The organism is Ruegeria profundi (assembly GCF_020171505.1).
In the GTDB taxonomy this organism is placed as follows: Bacteria; Pseudomonadota; Alphaproteobacteria; order Rhodobacterales; family Rhodobacteraceae; genus Ruegeria; species Ruegeria profundi.
Genome location: NZ_JAIUZS010000002.1, coordinates 37,770 through 52,692, shown reverse-complemented (window position 1 = coordinate 52,692; position 14,923 = coordinate 37,770). Strand labels below are relative to the sequence as shown.

The 14,923-nt window shown below is 53.6% G+C and carries 13 protein-coding genes; 5 read left to right on the top strand and 8 right to left on the bottom strand.

The features are described from left to right. Nucleotides 1–141 precede the first annotated feature (141 nt). The 3 genes from LCM21_RS05905 (at nt 142) to LCM21_RS05895 (ending at nt 3,049) form a co-directional block, all read left to right on the top strand. Complete coding sequence (locus LCM21_RS05905; protein WP_224889759.1) at nt 142–1,095, top strand: MBL fold metallo-hydrolase; 954 nt, start codon at nt 142–144, stop codon at nt 1,093–1,095. Nucleotides 1,096–1,704: 609 nt separating this feature from the next. Next, on the top strand, nt 1,705–2,115 hold the full coding sequence (locus LCM21_RS05900) for a nuclear transport factor 2 family protein (RefSeq protein WP_224889758.1): 411 nt from the start codon (nt 1,705–1,707) through the stop codon (nt 2,113–2,115). Nucleotides 2,116–2,203: 88 nt separating this feature from the next. Then, complete coding sequence (locus LCM21_RS05895; protein ID WP_224889757.1) at nt 2,204–3,049, top strand: universal stress protein; 846 nt, start codon at nt 2,204–2,206, stop codon at nt 3,047–3,049. On the opposite strand, the gene LCM21_RS20825 is transcribed toward LCM21_RS05895, so the two are convergent. The 5 genes from LCM21_RS20825 to LCM21_RS05870 all read right to left on the bottom strand — a co-directional run bounded on the left by LCM21_RS20825 (nt 3,046) and on the right by LCM21_RS05870 (nt 9,849). Beyond that, on the bottom strand, nt 3,046–3,240 hold the full coding sequence (locus LCM21_RS20825) for a cation:dicarboxylate symporter family transporter (protein ID WP_224889812.1): 195 nt from the start codon (nt 3,238–3,240) through the stop codon (nt 3,046–3,048). The genes LCM21_RS05895 and LCM21_RS20825 overlap by 4 nt on opposite strands. 326 nt (nt 3,241–3,566) lie before the next feature. Next, on the bottom strand, nt 3,567–5,489 hold the full coding sequence (gene ftsH / locus LCM21_RS05885; protein ID WP_224889756.1) for an ATP-dependent zinc metalloprotease FtsH: 1,923 nt from the start codon (nt 5,487–5,489) through the stop codon (nt 3,567–3,569). 149 nt (nt 5,490–5,638) lie between these two features. Further along, nucleotides 5,639–7,027 (bottom strand): SLC13 family permease, encoded by a 1,389-nt coding sequence (locus LCM21_RS05880; RefSeq protein WP_224889755.1) that lies wholly within the window; start codon nt 7,025–7,027, stop codon nt 5,639–5,641. A 157-nt stretch (nt 7,028–7,184) separates the two neighbouring features. Then, complete coding sequence (locus tag LCM21_RS20820; RefSeq protein ID WP_224889754.1) at nt 7,185–7,469, bottom strand: nuclear transport factor 2 family protein; 285 nt, start codon at nt 7,467–7,469, stop codon at nt 7,185–7,187. Between the two features lie 538 nt (nt 7,470–8,007). Next, nucleotides 8,008–9,849: an AMP-dependent synthetase/ligase gene (locus tag LCM21_RS05870; protein ID WP_224889753.1), complete on the bottom strand. Its 1,842-nt coding sequence runs from the start codon at nt 9,847–9,849 to the stop codon at nt 8,008–8,010. 76 nt (nt 9,850–9,925) lie between these two features. Here LCM21_RS05870 and LCM21_RS05865 point away from each other — a divergent pair, with 76 nt between their 5' ends. Then, nucleotides 9,926–11,191: an aminotransferase class I/II-fold pyridoxal phosphate-dependent enzyme gene (locus LCM21_RS05865; protein ID WP_224889752.1), complete on the top strand. Its 1,266-nt coding sequence runs from the start codon at nt 9,926–9,928 to the stop codon at nt 11,189–11,191. Nucleotides 11,192–11,203: 12 nt separating this feature from the next. Further along, nucleotides 11,204–11,986, top strand: a complete 783-nt coding sequence (locus tag LCM21_RS05860) for an SDR family NAD(P)-dependent oxidoreductase (protein WP_224889751.1) — start codon at nt 11,204–11,206, stop codon at nt 11,984–11,986. 4 nt (nt 11,987–11,990) lie between these two features. Here LCM21_RS05860 and LCM21_RS05855 read toward each other — a convergent pair whose 3' ends face one another. From LCM21_RS05855 to LCM21_RS05845, 3 genes are all read right to left on the bottom strand, one after another. Then, complete coding sequence (locus tag LCM21_RS05855) at nt 11,991–13,049, bottom strand: hypothetical protein (protein WP_224889750.1); 1,059 nt, start codon at nt 13,047–13,049, stop codon at nt 11,991–11,993. After that, the gene (locus tag LCM21_RS05850; RefSeq protein WP_224889749.1) at nt 13,039–14,529 is read right to left on the bottom strand and encodes a GH3 family acyl-acid amido synthetase; all 1,491 of its coding nucleotides are present in this window, start codon (nt 14,527–14,529) and stop codon (nt 13,039–13,041) included. Before LCM21_RS05850 ends, LCM21_RS05855 begins: the two co-directional genes overlap by 11 nt. A 141-nt stretch (nt 14,530–14,670) precedes the next feature. Beyond that, nucleotides 14,671–14,907, bottom strand: a complete 237-nt coding sequence (locus tag LCM21_RS05845) for an integrase core domain-containing protein (protein WP_404818119.1) — start codon at nt 14,905–14,907, stop codon at nt 14,671–14,673. Nucleotides 14,908–14,923 lie beyond the last annotated feature (16 nt).

The following is a 14,923-nucleotide window of genomic DNA, read 5'->3' as shown; positions in this document are numbered from 1 at the left end:
AACTTTTCTGCACGATCGAGCTCGAAAATGCACAAACCAATTCGCAGATTTTGCATCCTGATCAGTGTTAAGCCTATATGCCATTTCTCTGCTAAGTTGGATCAAATGGAAAGAATCGTTTGCTGAAACGGGAGAACCAACATGAACCGTCGTGACTTTTTCACCGCAAGTGCTTTGGCTGCGGTCGGCTTGGCCGGGCTTCGGGTGGCACCTGTCAAAGCAGCGGGCTCTGCGGGCACAGGTCTTGTGGCTGCGCGGGAGTTTCAGATCGGCGACGCGACGGTCACCGCGCTGTCGGACGGGTTTCTGCCCATCGATGCCTCAGCGCTGATCGGGATCGATGCCGAAGGGTTTGCTGCTTTGCTTGCAGACGCATATCTTCCCGGCCCAACTCATCCAACCGGGGTAAACGCCTTTCTCGTCGACCATGGTGGGCGGTTGACACTGATTGACGCCGGTACCGGCACAGCATTTGGCGATGGCTTGGGCCATCTGGTGTCTACGATGACGACACTCGGGCTTGATCCGGCTGCCGTAGACGCTGTTTGCGCGACCCATCTGCATCCTGATCATATCGGCGGCATCTTGACCGAGACGGGCAACCCCTTCGCCAATGCAACGCTGCATGTCAATGAGGCTGATCTGGCATTCTGGGGTGATGCCGATATAAAGTCCAAGGCGCCAGCAGAGTTTCAGGGTTTCTTTGACATGGCAACTGGGGCGGTCGCAGCGTTTGGAGACCGGTTGATGCCGTTTACGGGGGAAAGCGATCTGGGCGCAGGACTAACTGCCATGCCGCTCCCGGGTCATACGCCGGGGCATACCGGATTCATGCTGAGTTCAGGCGATGACACGCTACTGTTTTTTGGGGACATCGTGCATGTCGGTCCTGTCCAATTTCCACGCCCCGAGGTCACTATCGGCTTTGACGTCGATACGGAGATGGCGGCGGCCACGCGGGCGCGGGTTTTCGACATGGCAAGCGCAGATCGGTTGCGGATCGCCGGCGCACATGTTTCTTTCCCTGGTGTGGGCTTTGTCGAAGCGGAATCCGAAGGCTATCGCTTTGTCCCGCAAAGTTGGCAATATGGCTGAGATTTGAGCCGCAGAGGGTCTGACGGCTTACACGCCTGAAGCCATTGTTCTTTACGCGCGCCCATGTGCCTAACTGGACGTATTGCTGACGGGTGTGGGTGTTTTTCGAGCCGTCGGTTCAATACCCTTTTCTTTTTTGACTGCTTACCGAACCGCTTGCTAATGCCACGGCTTTAAGCCCGTGCAGCACTTTGAACTGGCGTTCTTTGATAGAAATTAACTCCAATCATCCAGCAGTATCGTGTAAGGACAAATTCCAAGTTGATGCCCGTTCGTCGTGCTTTCCAAGTGAGTTGAGCTCATTAACCTCACCGAAAAGACGTTCAGGACAATTTTCAATCTTCGTTTGGAATCAAGGTTTTAGCGAAGTCGAAGCCGCCGTCAGTTCATCCCGTTCAGCATGTCCGCAAATGCCAAAACGGCTTTCTCTTCTGCTCGCCTCAAGTTGGCTTCTTCTGACAATGCTGGTCCGCCTTTTTTTCAAAGCAATGCGACTTTGGCGCGGCATCAAGGTCATCCCTTCTGGCCTGGCCAAAGTTGGTTCGAATTGGCTTCAAAGCATCGCTCGATATACGGATTGATCTTTGTCAAGACTGACTGGGGCAAAAAATGGTACAGCTAATCGCAACGCAGGGGGTGCTCATGGAAGGCTTAGTTGAAATCGGAAGATCATTCGTTCAGGCCATGCGTGAACGCAGGGGACTTGCAAGTGTCGATGAAATGTATGCCGAAAACGCACAGTCGATAGAGGCAGTTGTGCCTCCGGTCCGACAATTCCGCGTTACAAAAGGTCGGGAAGCGATAAAGGGGAAAAGAGAGGATTGGCTGGCGACGCATGAGATTCAGGAACTTGACGTGGATGGTCCCTACGTCCACCCTCCCAACCGTTTTGGAGTGCGGTTCAGGGCTGAAGTAACTCAGAAAGCTACGGGAGAGCGCATGACCTTGCGCGAGATCGCTATATACTCGGTGTCCGAAGGCAAGATTGTTCTGGAAGAGTTTTTCATGCTGCCAAAGTAAGATGAGAGGTCGGCAAAATTATCTCAGTTTTGGTTGAAATAGCGCGTTCTGCTTCCTGGCGATGTGGGATTCTGGGTGGAGGTAAAGAATGCAACACGGAACTTCGACATATTTTTTAGGAGTCGATACTGATGACGCGCAGATTTTGAAATGCGCTGAATCTGCCCGTATAAAGAACAGCCATTTAATTTGCGTTCTGACCACCGCTTTGCCCAACCTGCCTTACCTAAAGTATGAATCAAACAGGTTTGTTAAAGCAGGTCTGCCTTCAAACTGGCTGGATTCTCTGAAAGAAAAAGACGCCGCCCTAAAGTCCCGTGCCGCTAAGATTGAAGCCCTTCTTGTGCGGCATGGCGCATCAGCAAACGTCATCGCCTTTATGGGGTCTGGAACAGATTTACAGCATCTTGCAGCACAGCAAGCTTATTGCTCCGACGTCGCCTTTCTGGACGCTGAGTTGCGAAAAGACCCCGACGTGTTTCACAAGATCGCATATGGGCTATTATTCCATTCACCGGTCGCTTTGATGGTCAATGGAGATCCGTTTGCCCAACGCGATTGCGTTTTTCTGGCATGGAATGATAGCTTGCCTGCGTCCAGGGCTGCGCATTTGGCCTTACCCTATTTTCTGGCGGCCAAAGAGGTTGTGGTCGGGTGTTTTGATCCGCCATTGCGTGCTGACGCGGAAGATCAAGAACCGGGAACTTCCGTTGCTGCATGGCTCAACCATCACGGTTGCAACGTGGTCGTTTCGCGGCTCCCGAGTGGTGGACTGTCAATTGAACACTGCATTCAGGAGAGCGCAAAAGAAGTGGGGGCGGACCTCGTTGCAATGGGTGCTTACGGGCATTCCTATTTGCGTGAGTCCGTTTTTGGGGGAACAACGCAAGCAATGTTGGAACAAACCAGCGTTCCAGTTCTTTTCGGGCACTAAAGAAATAAATGGGTACCTCTGCTTTGCAATGTGTCGAAGCCGACGCGCATCACAAGCTGAGCCATCAGACCGAAAACCGTGAGCGGCGCCAGAAACATCGCCCATTTCACGATATTCATCGTGGTGGATAACAAGGCTTCCATCAGCAACAGGAAAGGCTCGGATCTTGTACTCCGAACGGTCTGCGCAATCGGAGCCGACCCAAAGTACCGCGAACAACTGCGAGGCGGGAAGATTCAGCATCGCATTAAATGGTACTAAGCTGGCGGGTTTACTTGGACGAAAGGCCCGCGTTTCCCGCCCAGACCTCCTGCAAATAAACGCCCAAACCTGAGTTCCTCTGACAAAACCCTCGTCTGAACTGCCATGGCAGCGCCGGGGTAAGGCATCTACGATGGACCCTTAGAAAACGGTCAAGGTCTCCGAATTTTGCAGCAGCAGCAGTGACCACCGCAGGCTGCGTTCACCCAAAATGCGAAAAAAGCAGTCCATCACGTAGGCAACGGCATTTGCATTTCTAACTGGAATGCTCCGGATGCCCAGCCGCAGGTATCTTTGTAACCGAGCGCGGGAGCTGCCGAGGCTGTTGCACGTTATGTTCTGGATCGAGGCACATTTGAATCTCATCGAAATCCAGTGTTTCTTTGGTTTCAAGCATCGAGACCAGTTCTTCTATCCGAAGCTTGTGTTCTTTTAGAGTGGCGGTTGCCCGCGCCTCGGCTTCGTTGAGCAAATTAATGATAGCTTGGTCCACTTGGGCTGCAGTTGTGTCGGAATGACTTCTGGGCTGCGCGATTGACCGCCCCAGAAACGGGTGATCTTCGCTTTGCCGCAGGTCGATGGGGCCGAGTTCTTCAGTCATCCCCCAACGCGCAACCATTGAACGCGCGATTGCAGTGGCTCTCCGGATATCGTCATCGGCACCCGAACTCACAGTCCCAAGGAACAAGCGTTCGGCGGCACGCCCCGCAAGCAGTGTTACAAGTTGGTCTCGAAGGAAGGCCTCATCAAGTGTATGGCGCTCTGCCTCTGGTAAGGAGTGGGTTCCGCCAAGAGCATGGCCACGTGGTATGATTGTAACCTTGTAGAGAGGATCAGCTTCGGGCATGAAGTAAGAAACGGCGGTATGACCAGCCTCATGTACCGCGAGACGGTGGCGTTCCTCCGGTCTAATTGCCAGTGTGCGTACTGTTCCCATCATCACCTTGTCACGCGCTTCGTCGAGATCAGGGCGCGAAATCAGACTTGCATTGCGCCGCGCCGCGCCGATTGCGGCTTCGTTGAGGAGGTTTTTCAAATCTGCCCCCGAGAAACCCGGTGTCCCAGCTGCGATGTGATCAAGATCACCGGAATCTTCCAGCGGCAGTTTCCTCGCATGGATATCGAGAATGGCGCGTCGCGCTTTTTTGTCAGGAAGGTTAAGCGTGACATGCCGGTCAAACCGGCCCGGCCTGAGCAGGGCCGGATCCAGCACGTCTGGCCGGTTGGTTGCGGCCAATACGACAACCGCTTCGCGTTCGGTGAACCCGTCAAGTTCGGCAAGTATCTGGTTCAGTGTCTGTTCCCGCTCATCATGGCCACCGCCAAGCCCGGTGCCGCGTGTGCGTCCGACACTGTCCAACTCATCAATAAAGATGATCGAAGGGGCCGCTTTGCGTGCTTCTTCAAACAGCTTGCGGACCCGACCTGCACCGACGCCTACGAAAATCTCTATGAATTCAGAACCTGACGTTGAAAAGAAAGGGACATCCGCCTCACCGGCAAGCGCCTTGGCCAGCAAGGTTTTGCCGGTACCGGGCGGACCGACAAGCAAAACACCATGCGGGACCTCAGCGCCCACGCGGGTAAACCTTTCCGGGTCACGCAGGAATTCGACCAATTCCGCCACCTCGCGTTTGGCCTGATCTTGGCCTGCGACATCGTCAAAGGTCAAAGTTTTCCCCGATTTTGCCGGCTTGGAAAAGCGGCCGCTGAGAAGGCTACCGGTCATGCCGCCAGGGCTACCCGGAACACCGCCCATCATTCGCCGTTGAAGCCACAAGTAGATGCCAAGGATCAGGACCCAAGGCAGAATATAGGTGAAGAGCGAAATATCAGCTGGTTCAGTAGCAGTGATATCGACACCTTGGTCTTCGAGCAATTCCAGCAATTCCGGATCACCCACAGGCGGTATGACAGCTCGCAGAGCCTGCGTGCCATCTCCTCCTTCTGTTTTTGCATTTATGACAATAACATGTTCGCGCAGCTCTGCTGACTGAGCCCGGCCTTCGCGCAGAACCTGTTTCAACTCGGTGTAAGTTACTGTTGTTTCCTTTTCGCCGGGCTGAACCAGGAAGTTGGCGATCAATACAAACGCCAGAATGAAAGCGAAGACGATGTAATTGGTCCAAACCGACCAGTTTGGCCCGTTGCGTGGACTTTTAGGGGGCTCTTGCGGCATTGGTTGTTGCTTCCGGTTTGATCAGCGCTTTGTTCAAAAGGACCAGCAGGCGCAACACTTTAACGAGAAGCGCAAACTATGCAACATCGACCGGCGTGCAGGCGGCGGCTGTTCCCGATACGGCCAGCGCCCGCACCAAAAGCACCATCTCACGTTAGCAGCCAAGGTCCTAGAATTGATGTCAGGACTACAGTGATGACCAAAGCAATCAGATCCAGCGACGCGCCCGCGCGCAGCATGCTTTGCCGCGTAACAGCGGGGTTGGCGAAGACGATGGCATTCGGTGGTGTTGCCACGGGAAGCATAAAGCCTATCGAGGCGGCCAATGCGATTGGCAGCAAAAACGTTACTGGATCAGCGCCAAGTCCTGTCGCGATTGCACCGGCAATTGGCAAAAATATTGCCGCCATTGCAGTATTGCTTGCCAGTTCTCCAAGATAAACAATAAGCCCCGCTATGGTGAACAAAACAGCCAACTCCGGCCAGTGAGCGATCACCTGAAATCTCCCGCCCATGCTTTCCGCCAAACCGGAGCTTTGAATAATATTGGCAAGGGCCAGACCGCCGCCGAAAAGAATAAGTACGTCCCAGCGTATTGATGACCCGGTCTCCCAGTCGAGCAACCGACCACCTTTCCCGTCCGAAACGACGAAAAGCGTAACAGCCGCAATCATTGCGATACCCGCGTCTGAAAACTCAAGTGTCGGCAACAGCCATTCCACCAACGGGCGCGATAGCCATGCGGTCGCTGTCAGACCTGCGACAATTGCGACTCGGCGCTCGGCCAAACTTACTTGCATGCCCGATCGCTCATCCAAAACGTGCAGTTCACCCTTGCGCACACCCGGTGAAACCCAAGCGAGAAAGACCCATGTCACCAGCAACAGAACAAACGCGACAGGAATGCCAATCACCGCCCATTGCGCAAAACCGACGGTGACATCGTAGGTGGTGCTGACATAGGCCGCAAAAATCGCATTGGGCGGCGTGCCGATCAGGGAGCCCATCCCCCCAATCGTGGCCGAAAATGCCACGCCGAGCATCAGCGCGGTACAGAAGCCTTTGTCATCGTCGTGCGCGCTCACAATCGCAGCAGCAATCGGAGCCACAACCATTGCAGAGGCCGTATTGCTGATCCAAAGGCTGAGAAATGCGGTGCAGGCCATGAACGCGCCAAGAACACGACGTGGACTCGTACCTGCCCGTCGCACCAGCGCAGTCGCGAGACGGCAGTGCAAATCCGATTTCTCGATCGCCTTGGCGATAAGAAAACCGCCCAAGAACAATATGACCAGCGGATCACTGTAAGATCGAGCCACGTCGTCCAGTTCGGCAAGAGCAAGGATTGGAGCGCAAGCCAAAGGTAGTAGCGCTGTTGCAGCTAATGGCAGCGCTTCCGTGAGCCACCAAAAAGCCATGGTAACGGCTAAGCCAGACGCTCGCCAGCTTGGCTCTGACATACCAGCCGGAGCCGGTACGAGGACTGGCACCAAAAGCACGACCAAACCGGCGGCAATGGTCAATGTGTTCAGTTTCATCGCGCAAATTTAACAGCAAGTCATTCGGGTTCAGGCAATCATCTTATCGATCTGTGCGTTCTCGGCCAAACAAAGAATTCTCAACACAATCAAAATAGTGAAAGTATTTGCAGCGGCTACCACTTACATTCGACGCCCCCCAAAATCTGTAGACCGGTCATGCAAAATGCTGACGGTTACAGCACAGATTGATTGAAGCAGGATGCAGGCGCCCAATTTTTGGCTCCGCTTCGCCATGAACAACAATATCTTTCCATCCCCATTCAAACGGTGTTGCCGTCGCGTCTCGGAAGTTCCGCGCTAAAACTGACGACACAGCTGAGCGACCCGAACAAAACTCGTCACCACCAGTCCCGATGAGCGAGATCGCATCCCCGTCAACGAAGAGGGCCATCAACCGTTCAAGGTCCTTGGCACATGGCGCATCAGCGTATTCCCCCAACGTGGCGAGTATTGGCTCAAGATTAGTTATTGCAGCCTCTAGTTCGTGTGACCCAACGTAGTTCTACAACAAGCCGGAAACTGGTTCGTATTGGGCCCATGAACGGAGGGGGCTTTCAGATGTTGGCAGTGTCTGGTCTGGTATGGCTGACGACTGCCACCAACCGACAAAAGCTGTTCTCTCGATCTTCTGGCGAACCGAAACGGCCTGCCCGTATTGTTGTGGATGACAAGGTTTAACAGCGCCAAGTCTTACAAATTGTCCGTAAGCTCAGGCTTCGCCACCGCGCCGATGCACGCACCCTACTGTCTCTTGACCAACGACCGTTTTGCGACCAGCGGAAACAGAGGGTGTCGCTCTGGCGCAATCGTGCGCGTTGAGCTTAGAACAGGCATTTCAACGAGACCCCATGGAAACCCCTGGCACGCCTCAGCCCAGGTTCTTCTTGTATGGCCCTCGCGTATGACCGCCTTACGGGCAAAATGAACCCCCGCTTCGGATGCACTAACGGCATTTAGGCACAGCGCGATATGTGCAATCAACGGTAGAGCTTTGTGAATGCTCTCTCATAGCGCGCTAGAATTTGCGGACGCTTGGGCTTAAGTGTCGGCGTGATTAGACCGCTTTCGAGCCCCCAGGGTTCAGTTTCAATGACAATGTCGCGGATGCGGGCAAAGGGTGGGATATCTTCCAAACCAATGGCTAAAAATTTGACCAGCTTCCTTCGTACTTGTTCGGGCATTGGGTCAGCCAGAGAAATATCCAACCCTCGGCACCAAGCTTGGAATTTCGGTACATTTACAACAACAACCGCTGAGCACCACGGCTTACCGTCACCCAAGACGCAGACCTGATCGACCAGAGGATTGGCAGCCAGAGCTGTTTCTATCGGCGTTGGGTTTACGTTTTCCCCGGTCGATAGCACGAGGATGTCCTTTATTCTCCCGTTTATGTAGACGCGTTCATCGATTATTTCGGCAGCGTCCCCCGTACGGAGCCAGTGATCTTGATCGAAAGCGTCGTTGGTGGCGTCTGGATTGTTCCAGTATCCGATCATTGCGCTTGGCGAGCGGACCAAAAGTTCTTGGCGGTCGCCTATTCTCAGTTCGCTGCCAGGTAGCGTGAACCCGACGCTGTCACAGCGACGATCCTCAATTGTCGACCCGGTAACTGCAGGTCCAGCCTCGGTAAGCCCGTACCCTTGAAGCAGAGGTATTTCCATTGCTGCAAAAAACCGGGACGTGTCTGCAGACAAGTGCGCGCCACCGCAAATCAACATCCTAATTTGGCCCCCGAAAGCTGCGTGCACACGCCTTGCGACACGTTTGCCGATCAGGCTCCAATAAAGTTTCGCCATAGTAGAAGGAGGAGGTAGGTTTTTTTCAATTACTTGCCGACGGTGCCAGCCGATTGCCTCGGTCCAAGCTAGCAACTTGCGTGAGATCAGCGAACCTTCTGCTTCGGAAATCACCTTATCATGGAACCTTTCGAAAAGTCGTGGCACCGCCAGCATCACGGTTGGATGCAGAGTTTCCATGTCTTGAGCTAGTTCTTGTATGGAACGTGTGAAAGCTACCGGGCTGTTCGCAAGCATCGGACAGATATAGCCCAAGGTTCTCTCGAATGCGTGGGCCAAAGGAAGGACAGACAGGAATAAGTCCTTATTTGAAATCGGATTGATTTTTCCCACCGTCGCCGCGTTCCAAAGGAGTGCTTTGTGAGCTAGCATCACCCCCTTTGGAGCCCCCGTGGTCCCGGAAGTGTAAATAAGTGTCGCCAGGTCATTTGGCGAACCGAATTCCCCTGGATCTTGTTGGTGACGTCCCTTTGCTGGGTCGGGGCAGGCTATCGCTCGCCCTCTAGAAGGCTGTTCCCCGTTGAGCAGCCAAACGTGACTTAATTCGGTCAGGGACTTACGGTCAGGCCCCAACCCTTCCCAGCGATCTATACTGTCGGTCACACATAAAGCCGCACCGCTGTCGTTCAGGACGTGGCAAATATTGGCGGCACTATCCCGCGTGTAGACCGGAACGGTTACAAGCCTCTCGCTCATGGCTGCCAGATCGGTAACTATCCACTCAACACCGTTGGGTAAGAAGATCCCGATCCGATCACCAGAACGCAAACCAGTTTGCGCAAAGGCAGCGCGTCGTTTGTCGACACGTTCCTTCACCATGCGCCAAGTCAGTGTCTGCCAGGCACCGTTCACGAACTGAATATAGGCGGGGCTGTCTGGCGTATCACTGACTCTTGCTTCAAATGCCTCTGGAATCGTTTGGCATAGCGCATCCCCTACCCCGCTGGTTGGCGACCTCTCAAGCATGGCCGATCTTCCCAGTTGGTGTTCAAAACCTCCATGATTCAAATCAATTTCATTCAACGTTGAGGCGGTTAACCTTTCGAAGTGGGTCTTGAATTGCTCGAAAATTCGAGGCTTGGAAAGAAAGGTTCGACTGATGGCAGGAACTGCTTCTTCACCCGCTGCACGAATAAAGTCTTTGACAGAACTCGTGCAAAATTCGGGACTTTACCCGAACAATCCCATCGTAAACAGTGCGACGACTGAGCCTGTAATATGGGTCGACGGCCGCGATCATCTGTTGTTTTGCTCCAACAACCTGCTTGGCTTATCCAACCATTCAGAAGTCAAAGCAACAGCCCAGAAAGCGCTCGAACGCTATGGGCTTGGTTCCGGCGGATCACGACAGATGGCGGCGAACATCGATGTTCACAGAGCGCTTGAGCAGCGTATCGCCGAATTTGTCGGCCAAGAAGACGCTATCTGTTTTGCAGCAGGGTACATGGCCAACGTTGGGGTGATCCCAGCGCTTATGAAGGTAGACTTTCTTCAGTCATTGGCTGAGACCCACCTTGGCAATTCTAGCCTAGACAAGCTCGGAGAGGATGATACCGCTGGTTGGGAAGTTTTCAGTGAAGAACTGAACCACGCAAGCGTCGTAGATGGTGTACGCCTTGCAAAAGCTAAGATCAGCAAGTTCCCCCACAAAAATATTAAACGCCTCGCTGAGGCTCTTGGCATGTCGAAAATGCCATCCAAGCTTATCGTAAGCGACGGCGTGTTTAGCATGGATGGAGACATCGCACCGATCCCGGCGATTGCCGATTTGGCACGCGAACACGACGCCATGCTGATGATCGATGATGCGCACGGGGTAGGCATGCTCGGGGCAAATGGACGGGGCAGCCTTGAACACCACGGGGTCGCTTCCACCGACGTCGACTTGCAAATGGGCACATTTACAAAGGCCTTCGGAGGCGTTGGTGGATATGTTGCTGGAGATAAGGAAGTTATCGACTTTTTACGTATTTCCGCACGCACCTATATATTTTCGGCGCCATTGCCACCCGCCATCGCAGCCGGGGTTACTGAAGCTATCGACATTGCTGAACGCGAGCCCTGGCGACGCGAAAAAGCGCTTGAAAATGCATTCTACTTTAGGCGTGAAGTGGAATCGCGAGGGTATAGAACGCTTGGCAGCGAAGCACATATTGTCCCGACCTTGATTGGCGATGAACTAAAAGCGGCAGAGGTTACCCGCCTGCTAAGACATCGCGGTATCATTGCACCGCATGCTCGTTACCCCGCTGTTGCACTCGGCCAAGCTCGCATCAGGTTCGTGATGACTTGCCAACACGAACGCGAACAGATTGACTTCCTGCTGGGCTGCCTTGCCGAAATGCGTGAGACCCTGAACCTTTAGGAGCGCGTGACGTTGGAAACCCCAAACAACAGAACCGCGCTCATCACGGGGGCGTCCTCGGGTATCGGACAGGCTTTTGCGGAAGAATACGCATCCAAAGGCGTCAATTTAGTCATCGTCGCACGTCGTAATGATCCCTTACAAAAGTTGGCGTCACGGCTGCGATCACAACATGGCATAGACGTAGTAGTTTGGACCGGAGACCTTGCCATACCTGAGACGCCTCGACGCCTGTTCGATTACCTGACGGGGCAGCACATCCACGTCGATATCCTCGTGAACAATGCCGGGTTCGGGGTTCCCGGAAATCTGTGCGAAGTGGAATGGGACAGGCATCGTGAGGCCATCGAAGTTATGGGCGCGGCCCCGGTTCGGCTGTGTTATCTTTTTGCTCCGACAATGCAGGAAAGAAGGTCGGGTTGGATCATAAACGTATCCTCACTGGCGGCTTTTGTTCCACCTCACGCAGGAGGAACTCTGTACTACCCCTTAAAATCGTACCTCGCTCGGTTTTCAATCGCGTTGCGGGCGGAAATGAAAGCGAGTGGCGTACACGTCACCGCCGTTTGCCCGGGGTTCACACATACTGGGTTTCAAGCCGCGGCGGGTGGGACTGTGGAGTCTGTCGCAATCCCAAAGTGGATGTGGAGCGAGCCGAATGATGTTGCGGCCGCCGCTATACGCGCCGTGGAAAAAAACCAACCAATCTGTATTCCGGGCCTGTTCAACAAGGCCGTGGCGTTGTTCTTCAAGGTCATACCCGGTGCTCTGGGGCGCAAGATAGTTGGCGAGTGACCGATCAGAAGACGTCGCCAGCACTCACCATTACAGGTCCGTTTCGCAACTTCGCGATCATATCCTCGCCCATTCCCACAACGTCGATCCTCAGTTTGGCGGACCCTGACATGGCATGAGATAGCAGTCCCATTTTTCCACTTTCTCGAATGCGGCGTAATACGCTGCTTCGTTCATCAAGCATTATGAGGCCAATTTTGGCTTGGTAGTGAGACAAACAGGCTTCCAACAGCTTAAAGAACGCTGCTTCCTGTCCCTCTTTCACAACCAAATTCCCCAATCTGACCATCCTGAGGTCCCGCAAGTTCAAAACGCCATTTAGTCCCGGCAAAAAAGGAAGAATCCTTAGTAAAAAAGCTCCCCGGATTCCGGGTATCGAGATGATCGACCACCGCAACAGTTCTGCCTGAGCAAGCGCTACTATTGTCTCTCCTTCTCGAGCGACGAAACACTCGTCCGGTTTGAATGATGAGCGGAAATCGGTCAATTCGTGGCCTTCGTATGTCTGCTCCAAGTCAGCCAAAACCTGTTCCGCTTCCTCAGGCAGGACCAATCCCACTGTTGGATCATTACGCGGAGAAACCCGAGTAAAGAGCGCCAGAGCAATGTTTGCCTCAACTGTGTGACCAATCTGATCCGATAGGTGGAGCGAGTATTCAGTTGTTTCTTCGACATAGGCAAATCCGAACCCCGGTGCCCCGACGGTCGAGGTGCAATAGTTCCGGACATGCTCAATCAGCTGTCCTGCAAGTCCCTCGTGCTGTCGATCAGGCCTAGTCGAGGCCATTACGAAGTGGAAGCCATGGCACCTTTTCCCCATCAACAGTTTCAAACACTTATCCAGAACGAATACGCAAAGCTCCTGCCCTGCATCTGACAAAACAAAATAACTTGGGTCACGCAACCGAGCCAACGTTTTGGCGATATCAATAATGCGGTATTTCGTGGACCGGCTTCCCCAGACTGTTTGAGCAAGTAACTCAACGGTTGCCGCTGAAGGTTCGTCCGATCGCGTGATCATTCGGCGTGAGCTGGGGTCTTGCCAAATCACCTCAACCGTCATGACTTTGACCTTCAATTGCCTGGCTCAAAATAGCCTTGCGCATGTCATCGAACAAACTGGCGTCCGTCACGAGCCTGGGAACCTTATACTGGCCGCCCAAACCGCGCCGAGATTTCATCCATCTGAGAAACCCTCCCTTGGCAACGAAATTCACCTCTGGTGCAGACAGAGCGAGACCTCCTGTACGCAATTCTGAATAGTCGTCATTTCGCGAGCACAAAACTTTGTCGACTATTGCCGCGAACGATTCTGCGGCAATCGGCTGAGGTTTTCCCTCAACTTCAATGAGATAGAGGTGGCGATTGCGTTGGTCTTGGCAGACGGTACCAACGCTATAGTCGATAACGGAGAGTCCCGTGTTCGATGCAGCGGCAGCTACGGCGTCCGCGATCTCGGCCTCAATCAGATGTTCACCGAAGACGGACAACCCGTTTTCCACTCGCCCGACCACCAACAAGCGTGGTGGCGAGATATCCACGAAGCGTACGATGTCCCCCACAATATATGACCATAGCCCAGCGGCCGTTGAAATTGCCAAGGCGTAATCGACTCCGGTTTCAATATTTCCAACCCAGTGCCGATCGGGACGTTTGGAATGGATCTGTTCCGCAGGAATAAACTCGAAAAACACATTCCCGTTCAAATGCAGGCGCATACCCTCCCCGTCGCCTTTGTCGGCATAAGCAAATACACCCTCACTTGCAGAGTACATCTCTCGTGTTTCTGCATGACCTCCCTGCATCAATCTTAAAAACCGCTGCCGGTAAGGGGCGAAGTTTACACCTCCATGAACGATGAGCTCCAGGTTTGGGTACCAATCGACTAGTTTTACTCCTGAAGTGTCCCCCGCTTGGGCCAATTCGTCCAAGAAGATCAGTAACCAGTTCGGCGAACCACCCAAGAAACGCACATCTTTCCGCAGAGACAACGGAGCAAGACGGCGGATCTTTTCCTCCCAGTCTTCAATCCCAGCAATATCGGGGGGCGGCAACACACGACCCTCAAACCAATTCGGCAAAGCACCTGCCGTGATCGCGCTGACCGAACCAACATCGACATCTGAAGCAGCACGCCGTAAGTCAGTCGGGCCGGTCAATCCCAGAGCAGCACCACCCAGTAGTCGGCTGTCTGGCCTGTTTACAAAGTGAAAACACAATAAATCTAGAAATCCTTGCGCTGCGGAACGCCGCATCTCGGACGTATAGGGAATGTATTTAGAGCGGCCAGTTGTTGTCCCGGAGGTCATTGCGAAATACGGAATTCGCCCCGGCCAAGTTCGGTTGATGAGATCGGGGTATTTTTCCTGCCACCACTCCTGCCAGAACTCGGTGTAGTGGCGGATAGGCACTCGCTGCTGGTAGTCTCTGAGCTTGGTGATTTGGTCGAAGCCATAGGCTTGCCCGAAAATCGTGTTAGACGCGCGGCGCACAAGCCGGGTCAAAAGGCTCGACTGAACAACACAAGGGTTCTGTCGGTTCAAGCTCCAAACCCTGGCCTTCGCGCACCGACGAGCCAACGGACTGAAGTCGACAATATGCCCGGATTGGCCGTTTGCGCGCTTCGGTTGCGGTTTACTCATCGCCCTGGTCACCCAGTTTACAAGGTTAGTTTTTAAAAACGTTTACTTTACGGGTATTTTTGCCCGCCAAATGAAGTTGTCCTTTGTCAGATAATTTGGGTCAATCGAGGTTCGGCGTTGTTTAAGACCTCCAGCCATCTTGTGCCCGATCGCGCTGTGGGGTCGGTCCTCGTTGTAGTGTCTTCTCCAAACTTCCAGCTTTTTAACCGAATCTTCAAGCTCAATGACCCAATACGCGTTCAGGCATTCGGATCGAAGTTTGCTGTTGAATGCCGCGATGCAAGCAATGTCAGCG

Excerpts from the sequence above, each read along its gene's own strand:
- LCM21_RS05865 (WP_224889752.1), top strand. The coding sequence starts at position 9,926 with ATGGCAGGAACTGCTTCTTCACCCGCTGCACGAATAAAGTCTTTGACA.
- LCM21_RS05900 (WP_224889758.1), top strand. The coding sequence starts at position 1,705 with ATGGTACAGCTAATCGCAACGCAGGGGGTGCTCATGGAAGGCTTAGTT.
- LCM21_RS05880 (WP_224889755.1), bottom strand. The coding sequence starts at position 7,027 with ATGAAACTGAACACATTGACCATTGCCGCCGGTTTGGTCGTGCTTTTG.
- LCM21_RS05895 (WP_224889757.1), top strand. The coding sequence starts at position 2,204 with ATGCAACACGGAACTTCGACATATTTTTTAGGAGTCGATACTGATGAC.
- LCM21_RS05905 (WP_224889759.1), top strand. The coding sequence starts at position 142 with ATGAACCGTCGTGACTTTTTCACCGCAAGTGCTTTGGCTGCGGTCGGC.
- ftsH (WP_224889756.1), bottom strand. The coding sequence starts at position 5,489 with ATGCCGCAAGAGCCCCCTAAAAGTCCACGCAACGGGCCAAACTGGTCG.
- LCM21_RS05855 (WP_224889750.1), bottom strand. The coding sequence starts at position 13,049 with ATGACGGTTGAGGTGATTTGGCAAGACCCCAGCTCACGCCGAATGATC.